14 protein-coding genes are annotated in these 19783 nt (G+C 41.6%); 12 read left to right on the top strand and 2 right to left on the bottom strand.

The window, feature by feature from the left end; genetic code table 11:
* The first annotated feature begins 56 nt into the window (after positions 1 to 56).
* The 6 genes from V5G21_RS04080 (at position 57) to galU (ending at position 7323) form a co-directional block, all read left to right on the top strand.
* Positions 57 to 1250: a CDP-glycerol glycerophosphotransferase family protein gene (locus V5G21_RS04080; RefSeq protein ID WP_035202790.1), complete on the top strand. Its 1194-nt coding sequence runs from the start codon at positions 57 to 59 to the stop codon at positions 1248 to 1250.
* Positions 1250 to 2002, top strand: a complete 753-nt coding sequence (locus V5G21_RS04075; protein ID WP_338465236.1) for a CDP-alcohol phosphatidyltransferase family protein — start codon at positions 1250 to 1252, stop codon at positions 2000 to 2002. The genes V5G21_RS04080 and V5G21_RS04075 overlap by 1 nt, the downstream gene beginning before the upstream one ends.
* A gap of 134 nt (positions 2003 to 2136) precedes the next feature.
* Positions 2137 to 2535, top strand: coding sequence for a glycerol-3-phosphate cytidylyltransferase (tagD, locus tag V5G21_RS04070; protein ID WP_011247943.1), 399 nt, complete (start codon positions 2137 to 2139; stop codon positions 2533 to 2535).
* A gap of 98 nt (positions 2536 to 2633) precedes the next feature.
* Positions 2634 to 4802, top strand: a complete 2169-nt coding sequence (locus tag V5G21_RS04065) for a bifunctional glycosyltransferase/CDP-glycerol:glycerophosphate glycerophosphotransferase (protein WP_035202789.1) — start codon at positions 2634 to 2636, stop codon at positions 4800 to 4802.
* A 39-nt stretch (positions 4803 to 4841) separates the two neighbouring features.
* A complete protein-coding gene (locus V5G21_RS04060) occupies positions 4842 to 6386 on the top strand; it encodes a glycosyltransferase family 2 protein (protein ID WP_011247941.1) in 1545 nt (514 codons plus the stop codon).
* Positions 6387 to 6438: 52 nt separating this feature from the next.
* Positions 6439 to 7323 carry a UTP--glucose-1-phosphate uridylyltransferase GalU gene (gene galU / locus V5G21_RS04055; protein ID WP_011247940.1) on the top strand — a complete coding sequence of 295 codons (885 nt, stop codon included), beginning with the start codon at positions 6439 to 6441 and terminating at the stop codon, positions 7321 to 7323.
* 152 nt (positions 7324 to 7475) lie between these two features.
* On the opposite strand, the gene V5G21_RS04050 is transcribed toward galU, so the two are convergent.
* Both V5G21_RS04050 and V5G21_RS04045 read right to left on the bottom strand, forming a co-directional pair.
* Positions 7476 to 11666: an SH3 domain-containing protein gene (locus V5G21_RS04050; protein ID WP_257204978.1), complete on the bottom strand. Its 4191-nt coding sequence runs from the start codon at positions 11664 to 11666 to the stop codon at positions 7476 to 7478.
* 148 nt (positions 11667 to 11814) lie between these two features.
* Complete coding sequence (locus V5G21_RS04045; protein WP_011247938.1) at positions 11815 to 12903, bottom strand: LCP family protein; 1089 nt, start codon at positions 12901 to 12903, stop codon at positions 11815 to 11817.
* 582 nt (positions 12904 to 13485) lie between these two features.
* On the opposite strand from V5G21_RS04045, the gene V5G21_RS04040 reads away from it, so the two are divergent.
* The 6 genes from V5G21_RS04040 to opp4A are packed head-to-tail and all read left to right on the top strand — an operon-like array spanning position 13486 to position 19661.
* Entirely contained in the window at positions 13486 to 13938 is a 453-nt protein-coding gene (locus V5G21_RS04040; RefSeq protein WP_011247937.1) for an Lrp/AsnC family transcriptional regulator, read from the top strand.
* Positions 13939 to 13973: 35 nt separating this feature from the next.
* On the top strand, positions 13974 to 15005 hold the full coding sequence (locus V5G21_RS04035; RefSeq protein ID WP_011247936.1) for an ABC transporter ATP-binding protein: 1032 nt from the start codon (positions 13974 to 13976) through the stop codon (positions 15003 to 15005).
* Positions 14986 to 15921 (top strand): ABC transporter ATP-binding protein, encoded by a 936-nt coding sequence (locus V5G21_RS04030; protein WP_011247935.1) that lies wholly within the window; start codon positions 14986 to 14988, stop codon positions 15919 to 15921. Before V5G21_RS04035 ends, V5G21_RS04030 begins: the two co-directional genes overlap by 20 nt.
* Positions 15922 to 15923: 2 nt before the next feature.
* A complete protein-coding gene (opp4B, locus tag V5G21_RS04025; protein ID WP_011247934.1) occupies positions 15924 to 16889 on the top strand; it encodes an oligopeptide ABC transporter permease in 966 nt (321 codons plus the stop codon).
* 21 nt (positions 16890 to 16910) lie between these two features.
* Positions 16911 to 17807, top strand: a complete 897-nt coding sequence (locus tag V5G21_RS04020) for an ABC transporter permease (RefSeq protein ID WP_011247933.1) — start codon at positions 16911 to 16913, stop codon at positions 17805 to 17807.
* 18 nt (positions 17808 to 17825) lie between these two features.
* Positions 17826 to 19661 (top strand): oligopeptide ABC transporter substrate-binding protein, encoded by a 1836-nt coding sequence (opp4A, locus tag V5G21_RS04015; RefSeq protein ID WP_011247932.1) that lies wholly within the window; start codon positions 17826 to 17828, stop codon positions 19659 to 19661.
* Positions 19662 to 19783: the final 122 nt, after the last annotated feature.

The following is a 19783-nucleotide window of genomic DNA, read 5'->3' as shown; positions in this document are numbered from 1 at the left end:
ATAAGACCATATCCCCGCGATGATTTGTGGGGATATCTGTTTGTTTGGGGGAAACAATGCGAAAAAAAATCAAACAGCTTCCTATAATAAGGATGCTTTCCAGATTTATGTTTGCCTGTTTTGCGTGCTTGCCGGCCAAAAAAAAGCTTGTTGTGTTTGAAAGTTTTTCAGGAAAGCAATATTCATGCAATCCACGGGCGATTTATGAATACATGCGCTCCCATGACATGCCCTATGAACTTGTCTGGAGCGTCAATAAAGATCATATTGGCAAGTTTGAAGCACAGCAAATTCCATATGTACGGCGGCTTAGTGTAAAATGGTTTTATTATATGGCCCGTGCTGGTTTTTGGGTGACTAACAGCCGAATGCCCAATTGGGTGCCAAAACCGGCCCATACTACGTATGTACAGACTTGGCACGGCACGCCGCTGAAAAAGCTAGTCGGCGATATGGAACAGGTTCGTATGCCTGGCATATCAAAATCAACGTATATAAAAAATTTCCAAACTGAAGCAAGCCATTGGGATTATTTGCTTTCGCCTAACCCGTATTCTACTGCGATCTTTAGAAGAGCGTTTGCGTTCAACAAACAAATTTTAGAGACAGGTTACCCACGAAATGATATTCTGTATCAAGGAGATCTAGGCGAAGCATCACGCCGCTTGCGGAAAAAGTACGGCATTGCGAACGGCAAGAATGTGATTTTGTATGCGCCAACATGGAGAGATCACCAACATTATGGGCTTGGGTCATATAAATTCGATTTGCAATTGGACTTAGATGAGCTTTTTGCGCGATTTGGCAATGATACGATCATTTTGTTGCGCCTCCATTCTTTCATAAAGGAACAATTTGATTTAGACGCATACGGTGAATTTGTAAAAGACGTATCTGAGTTCCATGATATTAACGAACTTTACTTATTGTCCGATCTGTTAATCACAGATTACTCATCTGTGTTTTTTGATTACGCCAATACACGGAAGCCAATGATCTTTTTTGTCTATGATCTAGAAGAGTACCGGGATGAAGTTCGCGGCTTTTATTTTGACTTAGAGGCGGAAGCGCCGGGGCCGGTTGTGCGGACAACAGCAGAAGTAGCAGCAGCGATTGAGCAACTTAGCGCCGAAGGCATGAAACCATATAAGGAAAAATACGAAGCCTTTCTCGAGCGGTTTTGTCACTTGGAAGACGGTAATGCGGCTAGCAGAGTTGTAACGGAAGTTTTCAAGGAGGAAGGTTTTTAATGGAGAATAACAAACTCCCCACAACGTGGCTTGATACAAAAGCGATCTACGCCTACCGTCAACAAGCGCAATCCTACAGTATAAAAGAAGATCTTTGGTCTTGGTATGTATTGCGGCGTCTCTCCATCTATGTCACAATTGTGTTTTTAAAGTGGAAATGGACGCCAAATGCAGTAAGCTGGATGAGCGCTTTCTTTGTGGCTTTCTCGGGTTTTTGGCTATTGCAGGCTACTCCAGCTGCATTTATTGTTGCTTTTTTCTGTTATAACATAGGCTATTTGTTTGATTGCGTTGATGGTGAAATGGCGAGGATTTCCAATAACACATCAAAGAAAGGCTACTTTATTGACTTGCTCATCCAAGGAGCAACGCTCCCTGTGTATTTGGCTATGCCTTTGTCACTTATGGTGGCCTTAGACTATGTGCAATTGGATTCAGTCGGGCGAGGTATCCTGTATCTGCTCATCGTTTTAATCATTATGGCGTTATTCGTACCTATCGCCTACCAGCTTACACATTCGCAAGCGCCAAATGCACGTGACCCAGTCAATAAAATTCGTACAAAAGGGCTTCTATTTGAGGCCGCTGGCGTGTTGTTAGGTTTGCCAGGTTTCTTTTTCGTCTTGGCGCTAATTACGTTGGTGACAGGGATTCAGCCTACAACTGCGCAAAGTTGGTATATCGGCGGCTTTTTGCTCGTGTTTGCCTTAAAAGTATGTGCCCGTTTTTTCTTAACGGTGCGAAGCTTTTAATTCTACCGGATTTCCCCAAGAAATTACAAAATGCTTGCCTGTAAAATATGCTATACTGATACTATTGCAAACTAAGTGTAGAATCGACTCGAACGATAGAAGAACCGCTACAGTGACCATAGGAGGAGAGCATCTTGAAAAAAGTAATTACGTACGGAACGTTTGACTTGCTCCATTGGGGCCATATTAATTTACTAAAACGGGCGAAAGATTTAGGTGACTATTTGATTGTCGCCATTTCATCTGACGAGTTTAATGCCCTTAAACAAAAAGAAGCGTACCACAGTTTTGAAAACCGCAAAATGATCCTTGAAGCGATCCGTTATGTAGATGAAGTCATTCCTGAAAATACGTGGGAGCAAAAAGTGGAAGACGTACAAAAATATGATATCGATGTCTTTGTCATGGGAGACGATTGGAGAGGCAAATTCGATTTCTTAAAAGAGTATTGCGAAGTAGTTTATTTGCCGCGTACTGCTGGTATTTCGACGACAAAAATTAAGACGGAATTGCTAGAGGCGAAGCAAGGATAAATTCCCATTTAGAATTTCATACTAGAAAGGGAGCTCCATGCTTTAATTTAGATTGAGTGTGGAGCTCATTTTTTTTCGAGGAAGGTGGCTTTATATATATGTACGAAATTAGCATTGTCACACCTGTAAGCCAACAAGACGAGAAATACATAAAACGTTGCTATGAAACAGTAAAAGGGCAATTACAAGCAAACGTTGAATGGATTGTCATTTTAGAAGGGGATTCCCCCTTGGCTGAACAAGTTCAATTGGAGAACAAGGAAAATCCAAATGTTGATATAAAAGTTGTAGTGGACACTGAATTAAAAAATGTTAATGAAAAGCGAAATAAAGGCATTGAGGTAGCAACAGGGGAGTACCTCTATTTTTTAGATGTCGATGATTTTCTGCATGAACACACTCTATATGTACTATTGGAGTCAGCAAAGTCCAATAGTGACTCTTACGATGTTATCCTTGGAGCAATTAAAGAAACAAATGTGTCCGTTCATCTACCTTCTTCCTATAGCAGGATGTTGAAGCGCCTTTTAGACAATAGGATAGCAAAGCCGAAAACATTAGCAGTAAAAAAATACCGTGCTTCTGCTCTCAACACTCTTTTTAAGCGCGAATTTATTGTGGAGCATGGCATTTATTTTGATGAAAATGTCCTTGGCTTTAGTGATATTTTGTTTACTTCACAAGCGTATACCAAAACGACGAAGGCCGTCGTGTACGACAAGGATGCCATTTATTTAAAATTGATCCGCAATGATCCAATTAATGACCCGTCTATTGCGCAAGCGTTAAATGGCATTGAATGGTATCCGCAATCAATGGCACAGGCAATAGCTTCATTAGAGGACGGCCATCCGTTCAAAAACGTTTTGCTTAAACGTTTTTTAAAGGCTTACCACTATAAGTATTTAAACGGGATTTATAATGAGGATCCAGATGACGTATATAAGGGCATTTGGTCTGACGCATTTAAACAAATCGGGCTAGACCAATTTTCTTTTAGCCGCTCAATCCATCAAAAAGAAATCCAACTTTTGTGTGAAGGCCATTATAAGAAGGCCGCTCGAATGGCAAATAGGCGGTTGAATTTCCGTATGTTGAAAAAGATTAAAAAGAAACCAGGATCATATCGGCGGGTTCTTTATCAAAAATGGTTTACAAAGAAAATGGCCATCAAGAAAGACTATATTTTGTATGAGAGCTTTTTAGGTAGAAACTATTCAGATAGCCCAAAATACATTTATGAGTATTTAAATCGCACCTATCCGGGTAAATACAAGCATATATGGGTTTTTAATAATCCAGACAGAGAAGAACCTAAAGGGGTCGTGAAAGTAAAACGCTTTGGTTTAAAACATTTGTACTTTATGGCGAGAGCGAAATTCCACGTTAATAATATGCGTCAGCCTAAATGGTTTGTTAAACGGCCTGGACAAGTATTTCTTGCAACTTGGCATGGAACCCCTTTAAAAAAGTTAGTATTTGATATGAATGAAGTACATTCAGCTAACCCGAATTATAAAAAAGATTTCTATCTCCAATCGAGGGCGTGGGACTATCTTGTCTCTGCTAACCATTATTCGACTGAGATATTCAAACGGGCGTTCATGTTTGATAACGAGATATTGGAACATGGTTATCCAAGGAATGATTTGCTTTACGCAGAAAATAAAGAACAAATCGCAGATCAGCTGAAAGCAAAACTGCAGTTGCCAAAAGACAAAAAAATTGTCCTTTATGCGCCTACTTGGCGTGATGATGAATTTTACAAACCAGGGCAATACAAATTTAAGTTACAACTTGATCTGGAAAAATTAAAAGCAACGCTTGGTGATGAGTATTTCTTTTTGATCCGCACTCATTACTTTATAGCGGATAAATTGGATTTCTCCGGAGTAGAGGATTTTGTCTATAATGCTTCACAGTATGATGATGTGACCGAGCTTTATTTGTTGGCGGATGTTCTAATTACTGACTATTCGTCTGTCTTCTTTGATTATGCAAACTTAAAACGACCGATTTTGTTCTTTACTTACGACCTTGAGAAGTACCGAGACACGTTGAGAGGTTTCTACATTGACCTGGAAACAGACGTGCCTGGCCCATTATTGAAGACAACCGATGAAATTATTGCTGCATTAGCAAACTTGAACGAAACCAAGGAGCTTTATAAGGAAAGAATAGAAAAATTCTATGATCAATATTGCCACTTGGATGATGGCCGTGCCTCTGAAAAAATTGCTGAAAAAGTCATCGTTTCCGCAAAATAAAGGCCATCTATGAAGAGGGGCAGATAGGAGTGGGGAAAAATGGGTATCTTCAATTTTTTCGCTAAAAAGGAAGATGAAAAAGCGTACTACAACAAGGTGGATTACTCGATATTAAATGAAGCAGCGCTTAGAAATGGTACGAAGGTGTCTGTAGTAGTGCCTGTATATAATGCGATCGCTTACTTAGAGAAGACAGTTGATTCGATTGTTAAGCAAACGATTGGGTTTGAAAACATAACGTGCATTCTTGTCGACGATGGTTCAAATGACGGATCAAGGGAAGTGTTGAAGAGTTACTCAGAAACCTACAAGAACGTCGTTAGTATTTTCCTGGAAACGAACACTGGTACCCCGGCGTTTCCGAGGAACTTGGGAACGCATTTGGCAAATTCGAAGTACATTATGTATGTAGACGCAGACGATTGGCTTGCGTTAGATGGCATTCAAGTTTTATATGATTTGTTAGAAAAGACAAATGGAAAGTATGCCGTTGGAAAGTCGATTCAAGTTGATTCAAAAGGACAAAATGTTATTGGAAGATACGAATCGAGTAAAGTCAGGCACAATGTCTCCCCTTTTTCGATCAAGCATTTGTTTTACCATTTAGGGCCAAGAGCGCGGATGATGAGTTTAGATTTAATCAAACATCATAAAATCCGTTATCCAGAAATGAAGTTTGCTGAGGACAAGCAATTTTTTATAGATGTGATTTTGGCTGCAGGAGAAATCTCAACAACAACCGAGACGATTTATTATTTAAATCGAATCGATGACAACAATTCACTAACAAAACAAACGAATATTGGCGAGAAAATGGATTCGAACATTAAAGTTCTAAAATACGTATTAAACAAGAATCTGGAGCCAGAAAAAGAAAAAAACATCGTCAACCGCTTAATTGAATTTGACTGCATTACTAGGCTTTTTGACCGGAAACACTTTGTAAAAAGCAAAGATAAACAACTGTATTATGACAAATTCCATGAGGCAATAGGCATTTTCAAAAAGGCAAAACGCCCTTATGAAATTAGAGAGACGATTATTAAGCCCATAAACACTATTTATTTTGACTTGGCAATGGCAAAAGATTATGGCACGCTAGAAGCATTGGCAAAATGGTCAAAAAAAGGTGGAGAAACAAAACAGATTTTAGAGAACGGACTTCCTTACAACGTTGCTGTACTGGAAAACGGGAAAGAAGTGAAAATTCCCGTTCGGTTAAAAGCGGAATTGGAAACAGAAATGCAAGACTTAGAAAAAATTCAACTGAAAATTAAATTGACTGGCCATTCCCTGTCTCCGATTGAAGGAGTTGCCTTAATAAACAGGGCGAATGTGGAGAACGTCTACCAGCTACCGAATGCAGTAAAACAGCAAGAGGATGCTGTGGTGGTTTCACTGAAAATGGAAGAATTAAACGTTCTTCCAAAAGGCTCGTACGAGTTTACCCTGATGTATGAGGATTATGAAAAGAAACGAGTTAAAAAACGAACGGAATCCACATTGACCGCTAAACTTGATAACGGCAAAAAGTTTAATCTGTATAAAACAGTCAACAACAATATAGGCGTTAAAGTAAAATAACCGAGACCAATCAAAATGGTATAATGGCCTGCCGGTAAAGGAGTTTTTCGAAATGAAACCAATCAAAAAAGCAATTATTCCAGCAGCTGGCCTAGGAACGCGTTTCCTGCCGGCCACAAAAGCAATGCCAAAAGAAATGTTGCCAATTGTCGACAAGCCGACGATTCAATACATTGTTGAAGAAGCGATTGAGTCAGGAATTGAAGACATTATTATTGTTACTGGAAAAGGCAAACGCGCAATCGAAGACCACTTTGACCATGCGTTTGAACTCGAAGAAAACCTTGCGAAAAAAGAAAAGTTTGAGCTCCTTGAAGCGGTACAACAAGCGGGCAAAGTCGATATTCATTACATTCGCCAAAAAGAACCAAAAGGACTTGGTCACGCGGTTTGGTGCGCTCGCAAATTCATTGGCAACGAGCCATTTGCCGTTTTGCTTGGCGATGACATTGTCCAACACGAAAAGCCTTGCTTAAAACAGCTCATTGAACAATATGAGGAAAAGCAAGCCAGTATTATTGGCGTCCAGCAAGTTCCTAGAGAAGAAACAAATCGGTATGGAATCATTGACCCTGCAAACCAAGAAGGGCGCTTGTATGGCGTTAGTCGCTTTGTTGAAAAGCCAAAAGTGGAAGAGGCGCCTTCGAACTTAGCGATTTTAGGACGCTATTTGCTAACGCCAGAAATCTTTGCCCATTTAGAAAAACAAGAGACTGGCGCAGGCGGAGAAATTCAGCTTACCGACGCGATTCAAAAGTTAAACGAGGAACAACAAGTCTATGCCTACGATTTTGAAGGCAAGCGCTACGACGTGGGTGAAAAACTAGGGTTTGTGTTAACAACATTAGAATTCGCTATACAGCGTGAAGAGCTTAAACCAGCGCTGATTAAAAAAATGAAAGAGTATCTAGAACTCGAAAACATGCTCAAACAGTGAACGTGTGTGTAATAGGAATTGCCATTTGAAAGCATGGAAGCCTGTCAACGTACTTGTTGGCAGGCTTTTTCAGTATGACCAAAGACAGTGATTGGAAAAGGCTCTAAATTAAAGAGCGAGGCAACTATTTCTAGTTGCCTCGCTCTCTCTTTTTAAGGAAGCACTGCAGCGAGCGCTTCAACCGCAATCCAGCCTTCAACGCCGTTTGCTTTTACTTTTACAAAATCAGTGCCTTCCTCAAGAATCTCGATCGTATCATCTTCGAAAAGTTCAAGGAGTTGTTCGGAATCGCTAGAGGCTTCACTAAATAAGAGCGTGTTTTCCGTCAGTTGAATTTTTTGGCCAACTGTTGTTTGTTGCTCTTCCGTTGCTTCTGAAGGTTCCTCGTCTTGTTCTGAAGGGCCTTCAGCCTCTTCTGGTAATGCCTCGGCTTCATCGTCTGCTACATCTGTTTCTTCTTCTTGAACAGGTTCACTGTTTTCGTCAGCTTCATTGTTTTCAGCTGTATCGCTAACTGGACTTTCTTGGTCTTCGGAGGTACCATCAGCATCGCCATGTTCTTCCTCCGCTACCTGTTCTGCTAGATCTTGTTCGTCTGCGCTAGCATCAGTTTCAGGCTCTTGTTCGTCTGTGTTAGCGTCAGTTTCAGGCTCTTGTTCGTCTGCGCTAGCGTCAGTTTCAGGCTCTTGTTCATCTGTGCTAGCGTCAGTTTCAGGCTCTTGTTCGTCTGTGCTAGCATCAGTTTTAGGCTCTTGTTCGTCTGCGCTAGCATCAGTTTCAGGCTCTTGTTCATCTGTGCTAGCATCAGTTTCAGGCTCTTGTTCGTCTGTGTTAGCGTCAGTTTCAGGCTCTTGTTCGTCTGCGCTAGCGTCAGTTTCAGGCTCTTGTTCGTCTGTGCTAGGATCGGTTTCAGGCTCTTGAGGCTCTTCTAGGCTGCTTTCATCAGTAGAGTCATTCTCTTCAGAAGGAGCTTCTTCCGATGCTGGTAAGTTGCTTTCTTCGTTTTCAGCGTCGTTTTCCGTGTCAGTCGTTTCGCTAGCTTGCTCATTTTCATCAGCTACATGGTCGTCTTCTTCAACTGTTTGGTCATTTGCCTCGTCTGAGTGAGGAACAGTGTCGTTCTCATCGATTGATGGCTCTTCTGCATGTTCGTCTGTGTCTCGTTCTTTGTCAGGTGAAACGTCTTGTTTGTCTTCTTCTTTTTCAACTTCATCAATAGGCTGTTGTTTCTCTGATGGACTGTTTTCTAAGTCGGCAACATCGTTTTCTTCGTTCACGCTTTCGTTCGCTTCCTCGTTTGTTTCCACTTCTGGAGCAATTGGTGCGAAAGAGAACGTACGTGCCATGACTTGGACAGTCGGTTTGGCTTCTGTTAGCTTGACGTACTGGGAAGAGACCCAGCCAGTTTGTGAGCCGACTTTAACATAATACCAGCTCCCTTGTTTCTTTAAGATGTCTAGCTGTTGGCCGTTGTTCAAGGTTGTGATAATTTTGCTCGATGTATTCGGATCAACGCGAAGGTTTAGACGTGCTGTCGTTGTCCCTCTGTCGATAACCGTCTCAACTGATTCTGTTTTGGCTTGGTTGTTGCTCACGTTCAAATAGTCTGCAGAAACCCATCCAGTACGGTTTCCTGCTTTAACTTGATACCAACCACCTTGCTTTTTAAGCAACTCGACTTTTTGTCCTTTAGCAAGGGTAGTGATGATGCTGTGGTTAGTGCCTGCTCCAGAACGCAAGTTAAGGCGTGCAGTAGTAGTGGCAGAGCCGTTAGAAGGAGCGTTGTCCACATTGCCAGAGCCGCTGACATTTAAGTAGTCAACAGAAACCCATCCAGTACGGTTGCCCGCTTTAACTTGGTACCAGCCACCTTGCTTTTTAAGCAACTCGACTTTTTGCCCTTTAGCAAGGGTAGTGATGATGCTGTGGTTAGTGCCTGCTCCAGAACGCAAGTTAAGGCGTGCAGTAGTAGTGGCAGAGCCGTTAGAAGGAGCGTTGTCCACATTGCCAGAGCCGCTGACATTTAAGTAGTCAACAGAAACCCATCCAGTACGGTTGCCCGCTTTAACTTGGTACCAGCCACCTTGCTTTTTAAGCAACTCGACTTTTTGCCCTTTAGCAAGGGTAGTGATGATGCTGTGGTTAGTGCCTGCTCCAGAACGCAAGTTAAGGCGTGCAGTAGTTGTGGCAGAGCCGTTAGAAGGAGCGTTGTCCACATTGCCAGAGCCGCTGACATTTAAGTAGTCAACAGAAACCCATCCAGTACGGTTGCCCGCTTTAACTTGGTACCAGCCACCTTGCTTTTTAAGCAACTCGACTTTTTGCCCTTTAGCAAGGGTAGTGATAATGCTATGGTTAGTGCCTGCTCCAGAACGCAAGTTAAGGCGCGCAGTGGTTGTGGCAGAACCGCTAGAAGGAGTGTTGTCCACATTGCCAGAGCCGCTGACATTTAAGTAGTCAACAGAAACCCATCCAGTACGGTTTCCTGCTTTAACTTGGTACCAGCCACCTTGCTTTTTAAGCAACTCGACTTTTTGTCCTTTAGCAAGGGTAGTGATAATGCTATGGTTAGTGCCTGCCCCAGAACGCAAGTTAAGGCGCGCAGTGGTTGTGGCAGAACCGCTAGAAGGAGCGTTGTCCACATTGCCAGAGCCGTTGACATTTAAGTAATCAGCAGAAACCCATCCAGTACGGTTGCCCGCTTTAACTTGGTACCAACCACCTTGCTTTTTGAGCAATTCGACTTTTTGTCCTTTGGTAAGAGTAGTGATAATGCTATGGTTAGTGCCTGCCCCAGAACGCAAGTTAAGGCGCGCAGTGGTTGTGGCAGAACCGCTAGAAGGAGCGTTGTCCACATTGCCAGAGCCGTTGACATTTAAGTAATCAGCAGAAACCCATCCAGTACGGTTGCCCGCTTTAACTTGGTACCAACCACCTTGCTTTTTGAGCAATTCGACTTTTTGTCCTTTGGTAAGAGTAGTGATAATGCTATGGTTAGTGCCTGCCCCAGAACGCAAGTTAAGGCGTGCAGTAGTTGTGGCAGAGCCGAGGGAAGGAGATTCTTTGTCCACTCCATTGCTTGAAATTTTGACATAATCAGCTGATACCCAACCAGATTGGTGGCCAGCGCGGACGCGGTACCAGTTTCCTTCTTTTTTGAGTATTTCAAGCTTTTGTCCTAATGCAAGAGTTGTGAGAACGTTGCTAGACGTATTTGGTTGGCTGCGCAAATTAAGCCTTGCTGTTGTTTCACCGTAAGAAATCAGCTCTTGGTCAGAATCTTCGACGTTGTCTTCACTTGGCTTGTCAAGTTTCAAATAATCCCCAGAAACAAAACCAGTTGTATTGTCAACGGCGATTTGATACCAATTTCCTTGTTTTGCTAACAGCTCAACTTTTGTATCTTTATCCAAAGTTGTCACAATGGAGTGGCTTGTACCTGGACCAGTCCGCACATTTAAGCGGGCAGTCGTTGTCCCAAATGTCCCAGTTGGGAGTTGCTCCAATTTATCGTTTCCAGCGTCTCCTGTTGGCTGGTTTTTGTATACTGGAACGTCAAATGTCATTTCATAGTCGTCTACAAGGCTGTATAGGTTGGACATATGATGGGTTTGCTTGACAGCCCAGCCTACATCTGTTGCATATTGATATGTACCAGGGTTAGCTGGGTTCCAACGCATTTTATAAAGCGTATTTTGGCCGCGGGCAAAGTAGTTGCTAGAGACAAACCGTGCCCCACCAATGATGGCGTCTTCTGGTGTAAACCAGCCTTGGTTGTATGCATATTGGGCACCTGCACTGACTGCGTTCCCATCATAAGCACCAATGCCATACATGTTGTAGACCGTTTTGCCATTAACTTGCACGCCAGTAGCTAGCTGGGATTTGCCATTGCCCGTTTCTAATAGTGCGTGTGAAATTAAGTAGATTTCATTTACTCCGTAAAGCTTGCTTGCATTAATAAATGCCTGTCCTTGACCTTGTAAGATTCCCTTATCTGAAAGGAGTTGGCTGTTAATTGTTCCGGCGCTTAGTCCAGCACTGGAAGACAAATTGAGAAATTGCAGATAGGAAGAGGTTCCTTGTTTAAAGTTATTCGCGTTCATATAATAAGCCACGTCAGAGCGGCTTGCATTTTCCCATCTGCCATTTTTATCGGTCTGCGGTCGGGCGGAGAGGCCCATTTGCCGATCTACAACTGCATCAAACGACGAATTGTAATGGGTTTCTTTTACAGTAATGGAGCTTGCATAAGCAGATTGCAGTGGAAGCGCCGATGCGACTAAAGCAACAATAGACGCCGAACTGCCAGCAAGCATAAGTTTCTTTTGAATAGGGAACACCTCCAAAAAATTGCCTTCTATATTAGTATCGATTCACCTGTTTCATAAATTAATAGGTTCAACATATTTTCTCAAATTTTGTCGGATAATACAACGCCATGCAAAAAAAACGTCCATCTTCGGGAAAAAAGACGGACGTTTTTTACAGTTATTCGGTTGGGCTTGTTGTGCCAGATGGACTGTTTGTATCAGTTAACGATTCACTTTCGGGACTGGTCGGGTCTATAAAGTTAGCTGAACCCGGGTCCGTCAGTTCAAGGTGTTGTTTAAGAGTTTGCTGGATTTCGAGCAAGCTGTCTTCATGAATATCCTCATACCAGATGCTATTGCCATAAATATCAGGGCGACGAGTACCAGTAGTCTCTAATTGCATTGTTTCAATGCCGTTAAGAGACGAAGCATAACCATGGAGTGAGATAATATTTGGGAACGTTAAGTCCATTTGCAAGTTGTCACCAACGGCTTGAAAGATATCATCAAAGCGTGTGATGCTAGAAAAAGAAGCAGCTTTATCAATGATGGCTTCAACGACTTGTTGCTGGCGGATGCCACGGCCTTTATCGCCGCCGCCAGCTGCGGATTTTCGCTCACGTGCATAAGCGAGTGCTTGCTCGCCGTTTAAATGGGCTGGCCCTTTACGAAATTCAAAATTAACACCGCGGCTTTTTTCTTCAAAGTCAATGTCGTATGTGAGTTCAAGGTCAATGCCGCCTAAAGCATCGACAACATCTACAAGACCGTCAAAACGGATGAGTGCGTAATGGTCAATCGGTATATCTAGCAGTTCCTCAACGGTGTCAATCGCCATGTCAATACCACCAAATGCGTGGGCATGTGTGATTTTATCTTTAAAGCCGCCGCCTCGATAGCCGACAATTTCGACATAAGTGTCACGTGGAATGCTCGTTAGGATAATCGATCTCTCGCTTTTGTTAAAAGTTGCTACCATGACGGAGTCCGTTCGTTCGGCGCCATCGCCTTCACGGTAGTCACTTCCTAAAAGCAGCATCGAAAAATTGTCCTTACCAACATCCACTGGCTCAATCCGCCTCTCAGATTTATTGCCTCGGTCCAAGCCTTGGTAAGACCCGGCCGCTGTATCGCTTAAATGGTTAATAATATACCAAACGCCACTGCCTAATGCGAGCAAGGCGACAATGGCTGCAATTAAAGTTGTCTTTAAAATAAATTTTGTCCGTCTTTTTTTTCGGCGACGTTTTCTTGAATCTTCAACCATACGTCAATCCCTCATTTCAGTATAAGTAGGTTCCAATAAAGTGGGAACCATAGCATAAATCGACAAAGTGCGCATTTCAAAATCAAATTATATCATAATTTCGGATAAAAGATAGAGGATGAACCGTGAAAAATCGTGTTATATCTTCTTACAATGTTCTTTGAAAGGAAAGGACTTGCGTTCATAGTATAGAATGGTTGTCAGGATGAAAACAACCAATAAATAGAAAATAGGCATTAGAAGTTGGGAAAAATCGTTCAAATGGCGGATGAAGACTAGACAATTGTTTTAATATTCTAGTATAAATAGCACTGATAACAATGTAACAGTTAAACGAATTAATAAAGAGAGTTTAATCGCAATAAACAAACGGATTTTACACAATTATCCCGTTGTTTTTGATAATTTTACTGCTTATTTCACGAGAAAAGGTTTTTTTTGAAACTTATTATTGATTTCTGAAAATAATTCTTTTATACTAGTACTATAATTTTTACGAAATTAGTATCAGATTTCGCTTTTTTCTGCTAATTTCGTACCGCAGTTGGGCAAATCCAATTGGGAAAATAAGTGAGTGATGATATGGGAAAGCTAGATAAACTCGATTTCTTGATTCTAGAATATTTCCAACAAGATGGCAAGTGTACGTACAGCCAAATCGCCCGCAAGCTTGGTGTCAGCGAGGGGACAGTCCGAAAAAGGGCCACAAAAATGCGAAAAGACGGCGTATTTGATTTTATGATTCGCATTAATCCTGTAAAGGTCGGCTATTCCGTAAAAGCGTTTATCGGCATTCATTCGCAGTTGGGAAAACAACATGAAATAGGACAATGGCTAAAGACGTTTCCTCAAGTGATTTATATTGCATCTTATTCGGGCTATCATGATTTAATCCTGCAAGCGTATTTTGAAAATAATGAAGCGCTTGTCCATTTTGTCAATACAGAGCTCACGCCAGAAAACGGAATTGAAGGAATTGATGTCAGCATCCAACTAAAACAGTACAAAGATTCAATTTCTTATCTATTGTCGTAACTCAATCGAAAATGAAACACAGTGAGGTGAGCGATATGGCAGAAGACAAAAAGCTACTTAGAATTGAACATCTAACGACTTCTTTTCGAATAAACGATCAATATTATGCAGCTGTTGACAATGTTTCACTCGATGTCAACAAAAATGAAATTTTAGCCATTGTCGGCGAGTCGGGTTCAGGGAAAAGCGCTTTGGCGTTTTCGATTGTCGGTCTGCATGACAAGCTAAACACAAAAATTGAAGGCGAAATAAATTACAAGGACAATAATATAACTAATTTGCCTGAAAGAAAGCTTAATAAATTGAGAGGAAAAGAAATGGGGATGATTTTTCAAGACCCTTTAACAGCCTTAAACCCTCTCATGACTATCGGCAATCAAATTGATGAATCGTTAGAACTACATACAAAGTTAAATAAACCAAATCGAAGAAAAAAAGTTTTGGACCTTTTACAACAAGTGGGCATTCCTAATCCTGAAGTAACGTATAATCAATATCCACATGAGCTTTCAGGAGGAATGAGGCAAAGAGTCGTCATTGCTATAGCGATTTCATGCGATCCCGAATTTTTGATAGCAGATGAACCAACAACTGCGCTAGATGTCACCATACAATCACAAATATTAGACTTATTGAAGAAGTTAAAAAGCGAAACCAATAGTGGCATTATTTTGATTACACACGATTTAGGTGTTGTCGCAGAGATGGCAGATCGAGTGGCTGTTATGTATGCAGGTCAAATTGTAGAACTTGCGCCAGTGGTTGAACTATTTAAAAACCCGCTTCATCCTTATACACGTTCTTTATTGCAATCAAATCCTTCGGTAAACGAAGTGAAAACGAAACTGCATGTCATACAGGGGATTGTCCCTTCGCTAGATAAACTTCCTCGGCAAGGGTGCAGATTTAAGGATCGGATTCCTTGGCTCGCTGAGAGCGCCCATGATGAAGACCCAGTTCTTCAAGAAGTGAAGCCTGGACATTTTGTTCGGTGCTCTTGCTATAAACATTTCGAGTTTCCAAATAGCAGTGAGGAGGCAGCAAGAGATGGCGTTATTGGAAGTTAAGGATTTAAAAGTTCACTTTCCTGTGAAAGCGGGGATACTAAAACGGACTGTAGGCCATGTAAAAGCGGTAGATGGGATTTCGTTTGAACTTGAATCGGGAAAAACGTATGGGCTTGTTGGAGAATCGGGGTCAGGAAAAACAACGTCGGGGCGAGCTATCATCGGCTTAAATGATATTACTTCAGGAAAGGTCATTTTTAATGGGCACGATATTACATTAGGAAGAAAAGCAAAATTAGATTTCCGTAAAGATATTCAAATGATTTTTCAAGATCCATATTCTTCTCTGAACCCTAAAAAGCGAGTATTAGACATTATTGCAGAACCGTTGCGGAATTTTCGAAAAATGACAAAAGCTGAGGAGCAAAAAAACGTCGAAGAGTTGCTGGAAAAAGTGGGATTAAGTCGTGAAAGTATCGTTAAATATCCTCACGAGTTTTCTGGTGGCCAACGGCAGCGAATCGGGATAGCTAGAGCGATTGCGTTGAAGCCTAAATTAGTTATAGCGGACGAGCCTGTTTCGGCGTTAGATGTTTCGGTTCAAGCCCAAGTGTTGAATTTTATGGCTGATATCCAAAAAGAGTTAAATTTAACCTATTTGTTTATTAGCCATGATTTAGGAATTGTCCGCCATTTTTGTGACCGAATCGGAATTATGTATCGAGGGCGTTTTGTAGAGGAGGGTACGAGGGAGGATATTTTTGAAAACCCTCAACATATTTATACGAAACGTTTAATATCGGCAATACCGGACATTAATCCCGAAAATCGGAATAAAACGGCGGAAATGCGACAAAAAGTGAAAGAACAATACGAAAAAGGGACAACACACTTTTTTACAAAGGAAGGCAAAGTCTTTGATTTGCAAGCAATATCGAAAACCCATTTAGTCGCGCTTCCTGGGAAGGGTGAATAATTATGTGGAAATTTATTGTTCGAAGAATACTTGTCTCCATCCCGCAAATTTTTGTGCTAAGTATACTCGTCTTTATAATGGCTCAATTTATGCCAGGTGATGCGTTAACGGGGTTAATTAACGATCCGGATATTACACCAGAGGCGATGCAGGCTCAAAGGGAAAAGCTTGGTCTTGATAATCCTTGGTACATCCAATATAAAGATTGGATTGTAAATGCGGTGCAAGGAGACTTAGGAAAATCTTTTTCTCATAAAATACCAGTTACTGAATTAATTGATCAAAGAATGTGGAATACGATTTGGCTAGCATTTCTTTCTCTAGTATTCATCTATGCGATTGCGGTTCCGTTAGGCATTCTAAGCGGTCGATATAACGATACATTACTTGATAAAACCATTACTGGTTACACATATGTAGGTTTTGCAGCACCCACGTTTATTTTTGGTCTAGTAATGGTATTCTTCTTCGGCTTCAAGCTACAGTGGTTTCCGACTGGCGGAAGCGTGGCACCTGGATTGGAGCCAGGTACGTGGGAGTATGTGGTTAGTAAGTTCCAACACTTATTGTTACCGGCATTGTCTATTGCTTTAATTGGCACTGTTTCTACTGTTCAATACCTTCGGAGTGAGATTATTGATACGAAACAAAAAGACTTTATAAAACTAGCCCGATCTAAAGGGGTCTATGAGTCGAGAATATACAATAAACATATTTTCAGAAATTCATTGCTTCCAGTAGCCGCGTTAATTGGTTTTGAAGTTTCTAGCTTAGTAACAGGTTCCATTTTTATTGAAGCGATTTTTAACTACCCAGGGATAGGCCAACTCTTCTTTCAGTCGATCTTAATACGTGATTACAGTGTTGTAACCGCATTAGTCCTATTGTTCGGTGTCATCATGATCCTTGGTGCCCTGTTATCAGACATCATAATGAGCATAATTGATCCAAGAATCCGTATTAAGTGATGGATGAGAGGAGTTAAGCAAATGGAAAATACACCATTAGTAAGTACCCATCAAAAGAAAACGCCGTCTGGAATGCGTATTTTATGGAAAGAAATTGTTCGCGACAAAATCGCGCTCATTTCATTCTTTCTAGTTATGATTGTCGCTTTGGCTGTGTTTGGTATATCCCTTGTGCTTGATCAATCTGAAATTGTAAAAGTTGATTTATTTGCTATTTATGAACCACCATCTTCTCAATTTTGGTTAGGTACCGATTATGGGGGGCGCGATGTATTTGGTCAATTGATCATCGGTACGCGAAACTCGTTAGCGATCGGTATTTTAGTCACACTGATAAGCGGTGTCATTGGCATACTGAGTGGCCTAGTTGCTGGCTATTTTGGCGGGCAAACAGACAATGTGTTAATGCGCATTGTTGACTTTTTCATGGTGTTGCCTAACTTGATGATTATTATTGTCTTTGTTGCATTAGTGCCTTCATATAACGTGTGGAGTTTCTCTTTAATCATGTCTGCTTTCTTGTGGGTTTCAATTGCAAGGTTAATTCGGGCAAAAGCACTGCAAGAGTCTTCTCTTGATTATGTTCAGGCAGCTAAAACACTAGGTACCCCACATTGGAAAATTATGTTTGGTCACGTGCTTCCTAATTTAAGTTCTTTGATCATTGTCACTATGACATTAAACTTAGCTGCAAATATTGGCTTGGAATCTGGGCTTTCGTTTTTAGGATTTGGATTTCCCGAAAGTACACCAAGTTTAGGTACATTAGTTGCTTATGCGAGAAATCCGCAAGTACTTGAGTTAAGGCCATGGATCTGGGTACCGGCAGCAATACTAATTTTTGTGTTGATGCTGTGCATAAATAATGTCGGTCAAGCATTAAAACGCGCGACTGATGCCAAACAACGAAGAGGCTAAAAAAGGGAGGAAGAAAAAGTGAAAAAATATTTACGCTTTGGCAAGGTTCAGTCAGTGGCAATTGCTTCTCTGCTACTATTGGCTGCATGTGGTGGGGATGACACGAGTTCAGAAGGAGGCAATAATTCTTCAAGCAACAACGATGGCAATGGAAGTTCTGAACAAGCAGGCGATATCTTTTCAATTGAAGATTTTAATCATGAAATACGGGCAGATGGCGAAGAAATCATTGACGGGGGCACCCTGAATGTTGCTTTAGTGACAGACACGCCGTTTGAAGGAACGTTAAACAGAAACTTTTATCAAGGTGTGTTTGATGGAGACATTTTATATTGGACTGAAGAACCGCTATTAGACTATGACGAAGATTACCAATACACGCAAACAGGGGCGGCTACGTTTGAGATAGATGATGACGGCAGGACATTTACATTTACGATTCGCGATGAAGTGAATTGGTCAGACGGCGAACCTGTAAAAGCGGAAGACTGGGCATTTACGTTTGAAGTGCTCGGCCATCCAGACTATCCAGGGGTTCGATTCACAGAAGCTTCAAATGTGGAAGGTTTTGATGAATACCGCGCAGGCGAAGCCGATTCGATTTCTGGACTTGAAATCATTGACGATAAAACGTTAAAAATTACGTTCAAGGAAGCAAGCCCGTCTTTGTTAGCAAGCGGGATCTGGACATACGCGATGCCTAAGCATATCTTTGAAGACATTGAAGTGGCGGATATGGAATCTTCTCCAGCAGTCCGTGAAAATCCCGTTTTCTTTGGCCCATATGTTATTGATAGCATTACCCCTGGGGAAAATGTTGTGATGAAGAAAAACGAGAACTATTGGCGTGGTGAACCAAATGTCGATGAAGTTGTGCTCAAGACTGTAAACCCAAACGTGTTGAACCAAGCATTGCAAAATGGCGAAGTTGACATTGCGACATACCAAACAGACCAATACGCTGACAACTATGAATCATTAACAAACGTTGATTTTATTGGGAAAATAGACTTAGCTTATACGTATATTGGTTTCCAAATGGGTACATGGGATGAAGAAGAAAATAAAAACGTTATGGATCCTGACAAACAAGTGTCTGACGTCAACTTGCGTAAAGCCATGGCTCATGCCGTTGACAACAATGCAGTTGGCGAACGTTTTTACAATGGATTTAGATGGGCCGGTACGACATTGATACCGCCATCGCACCCAACTTTCCATAACGACGAGCTAGAAGGTTTTGCATACGACGTAGAGCTTGCAAACCAAATTTTAGATGACGCTGGTTATGAAGATGTTGATGGTGATGGACTCCGTGAAGATCCAAACGGGGAAAAGTTGCAATTAAACTTTGCGTCTATGAGCGGTGGCGATACAGCTGAACCACTTGCTCAGTACTATATTACCCAATGGAAAAACATTGGCATTGACGTCCAACTTTTAGACGGACGGTTACAAGAATTCAATACGTTCTATGACCGCTTAAAAGCATCCGACCAAGACATTGATGTTTATCAAGGTGCTTGGGGCGTAGGATCCGATGCCGATCCATATGGCCTTTGGGGTAGCACAGCCGCCTTTAACTATACTCGCTGGACCAATGAAGAGAGCGACCGCTTGTTAAAAGAAGGGACATCAGAAGCAGCGCTTGACATGGAATACCGCCAAGAAGTTTATAACGAATGGCAAGAACTAATGCTTGAAGAAGTCCCTGCGTTTCCGACGCTCTACCGTTCAGAATTGCATGCGGTGAACAAACGAGTCGTTAACTATTCTGAGCTTCCTGGATCTGAATTTTTCAATGACCGCTCACAAATCGGCTTAACAGCTGAAGAACCTGAAACAGCAAACTAGAGAAAAAAGTGTTTATAAAGCACTGAATGCAGTAGCCTGTTACTTGGCCCGGTCTATCGGGTAAGTAGCAGGCTTTTTAAATGTAAATGGAAAACAATTCTCTAAGAAAGTCAGTCAACTAG

This window comes from Shouchella rhizosphaerae, from assembly GCF_036700015.1.
Lineage (GTDB): Bacteria > Bacillota > Bacilli > Bacillales > Bacillaceae_D > Shouchella > Shouchella rhizosphaerae.
Note: the sequence above shows the minus strand (reverse complement) of the source record. Positions and strands in the feature narration are given on the sequence as shown.

Bases quoted from the DNA above. Each gene is read 5' to 3' on its own strand.
- V5G21_RS04080 (WP_035202790.1), top strand. From the start codon at position 57: ATGCGAAAAAAAATCAAACAGCTTCCTATAATAAGGATGCTTTCCAGA.
- V5G21_RS04075 (WP_338465236.1), top strand. From the start codon at position 1,250: ATGGAGAATAACAAACTCCCCACAACGTGGCTTGATACAAAAGCGATC.
- V5G21_RS04065 (WP_035202789.1), top strand. From the start codon at position 2,634: ATGTACGAAATTAGCATTGTCACACCTGTAAGCCAACAAGACGAGAAA.
- V5G21_RS04060 (WP_011247941.1), top strand. From the start codon at position 4,842: ATGGGTATCTTCAATTTTTTCGCTAAAAAGGAAGATGAAAAAGCGTAC.
- galU (WP_011247940.1), top strand. From the start codon at position 6,439: ATGAAACCAATCAAAAAAGCAATTATTCCAGCAGCTGGCCTAGGAACG.
- V5G21_RS04045 (WP_011247938.1), bottom strand. From the start codon at position 12,903: ATGGTTGAAGATTCAAGAAAACGTCGCCGAAAAAAAAGACGGACAAAA.
- V5G21_RS04040 (WP_011247937.1), top strand. From the start codon at position 13,486: ATGGGAAAGCTAGATAAACTCGATTTCTTGATTCTAGAATATTTCCAA.
- V5G21_RS04035 (WP_011247936.1), top strand. From the start codon at position 13,974: ATGGCAGAAGACAAAAAGCTACTTAGAATTGAACATCTAACGACTTCT.
- V5G21_RS04030 (WP_011247935.1), top strand. From the start codon at position 14,986: ATGGCGTTATTGGAAGTTAAGGATTTAAAAGTTCACTTTCCTGTGAAA.
- opp4B (WP_011247934.1), top strand. From the start codon at position 15,924: ATGTGGAAATTTATTGTTCGAAGAATACTTGTCTCCATCCCGCAAATT.
- V5G21_RS04020 (WP_011247933.1), top strand. From the start codon at position 16,911: ATGGAAAATACACCATTAGTAAGTACCCATCAAAAGAAAACGCCGTCT.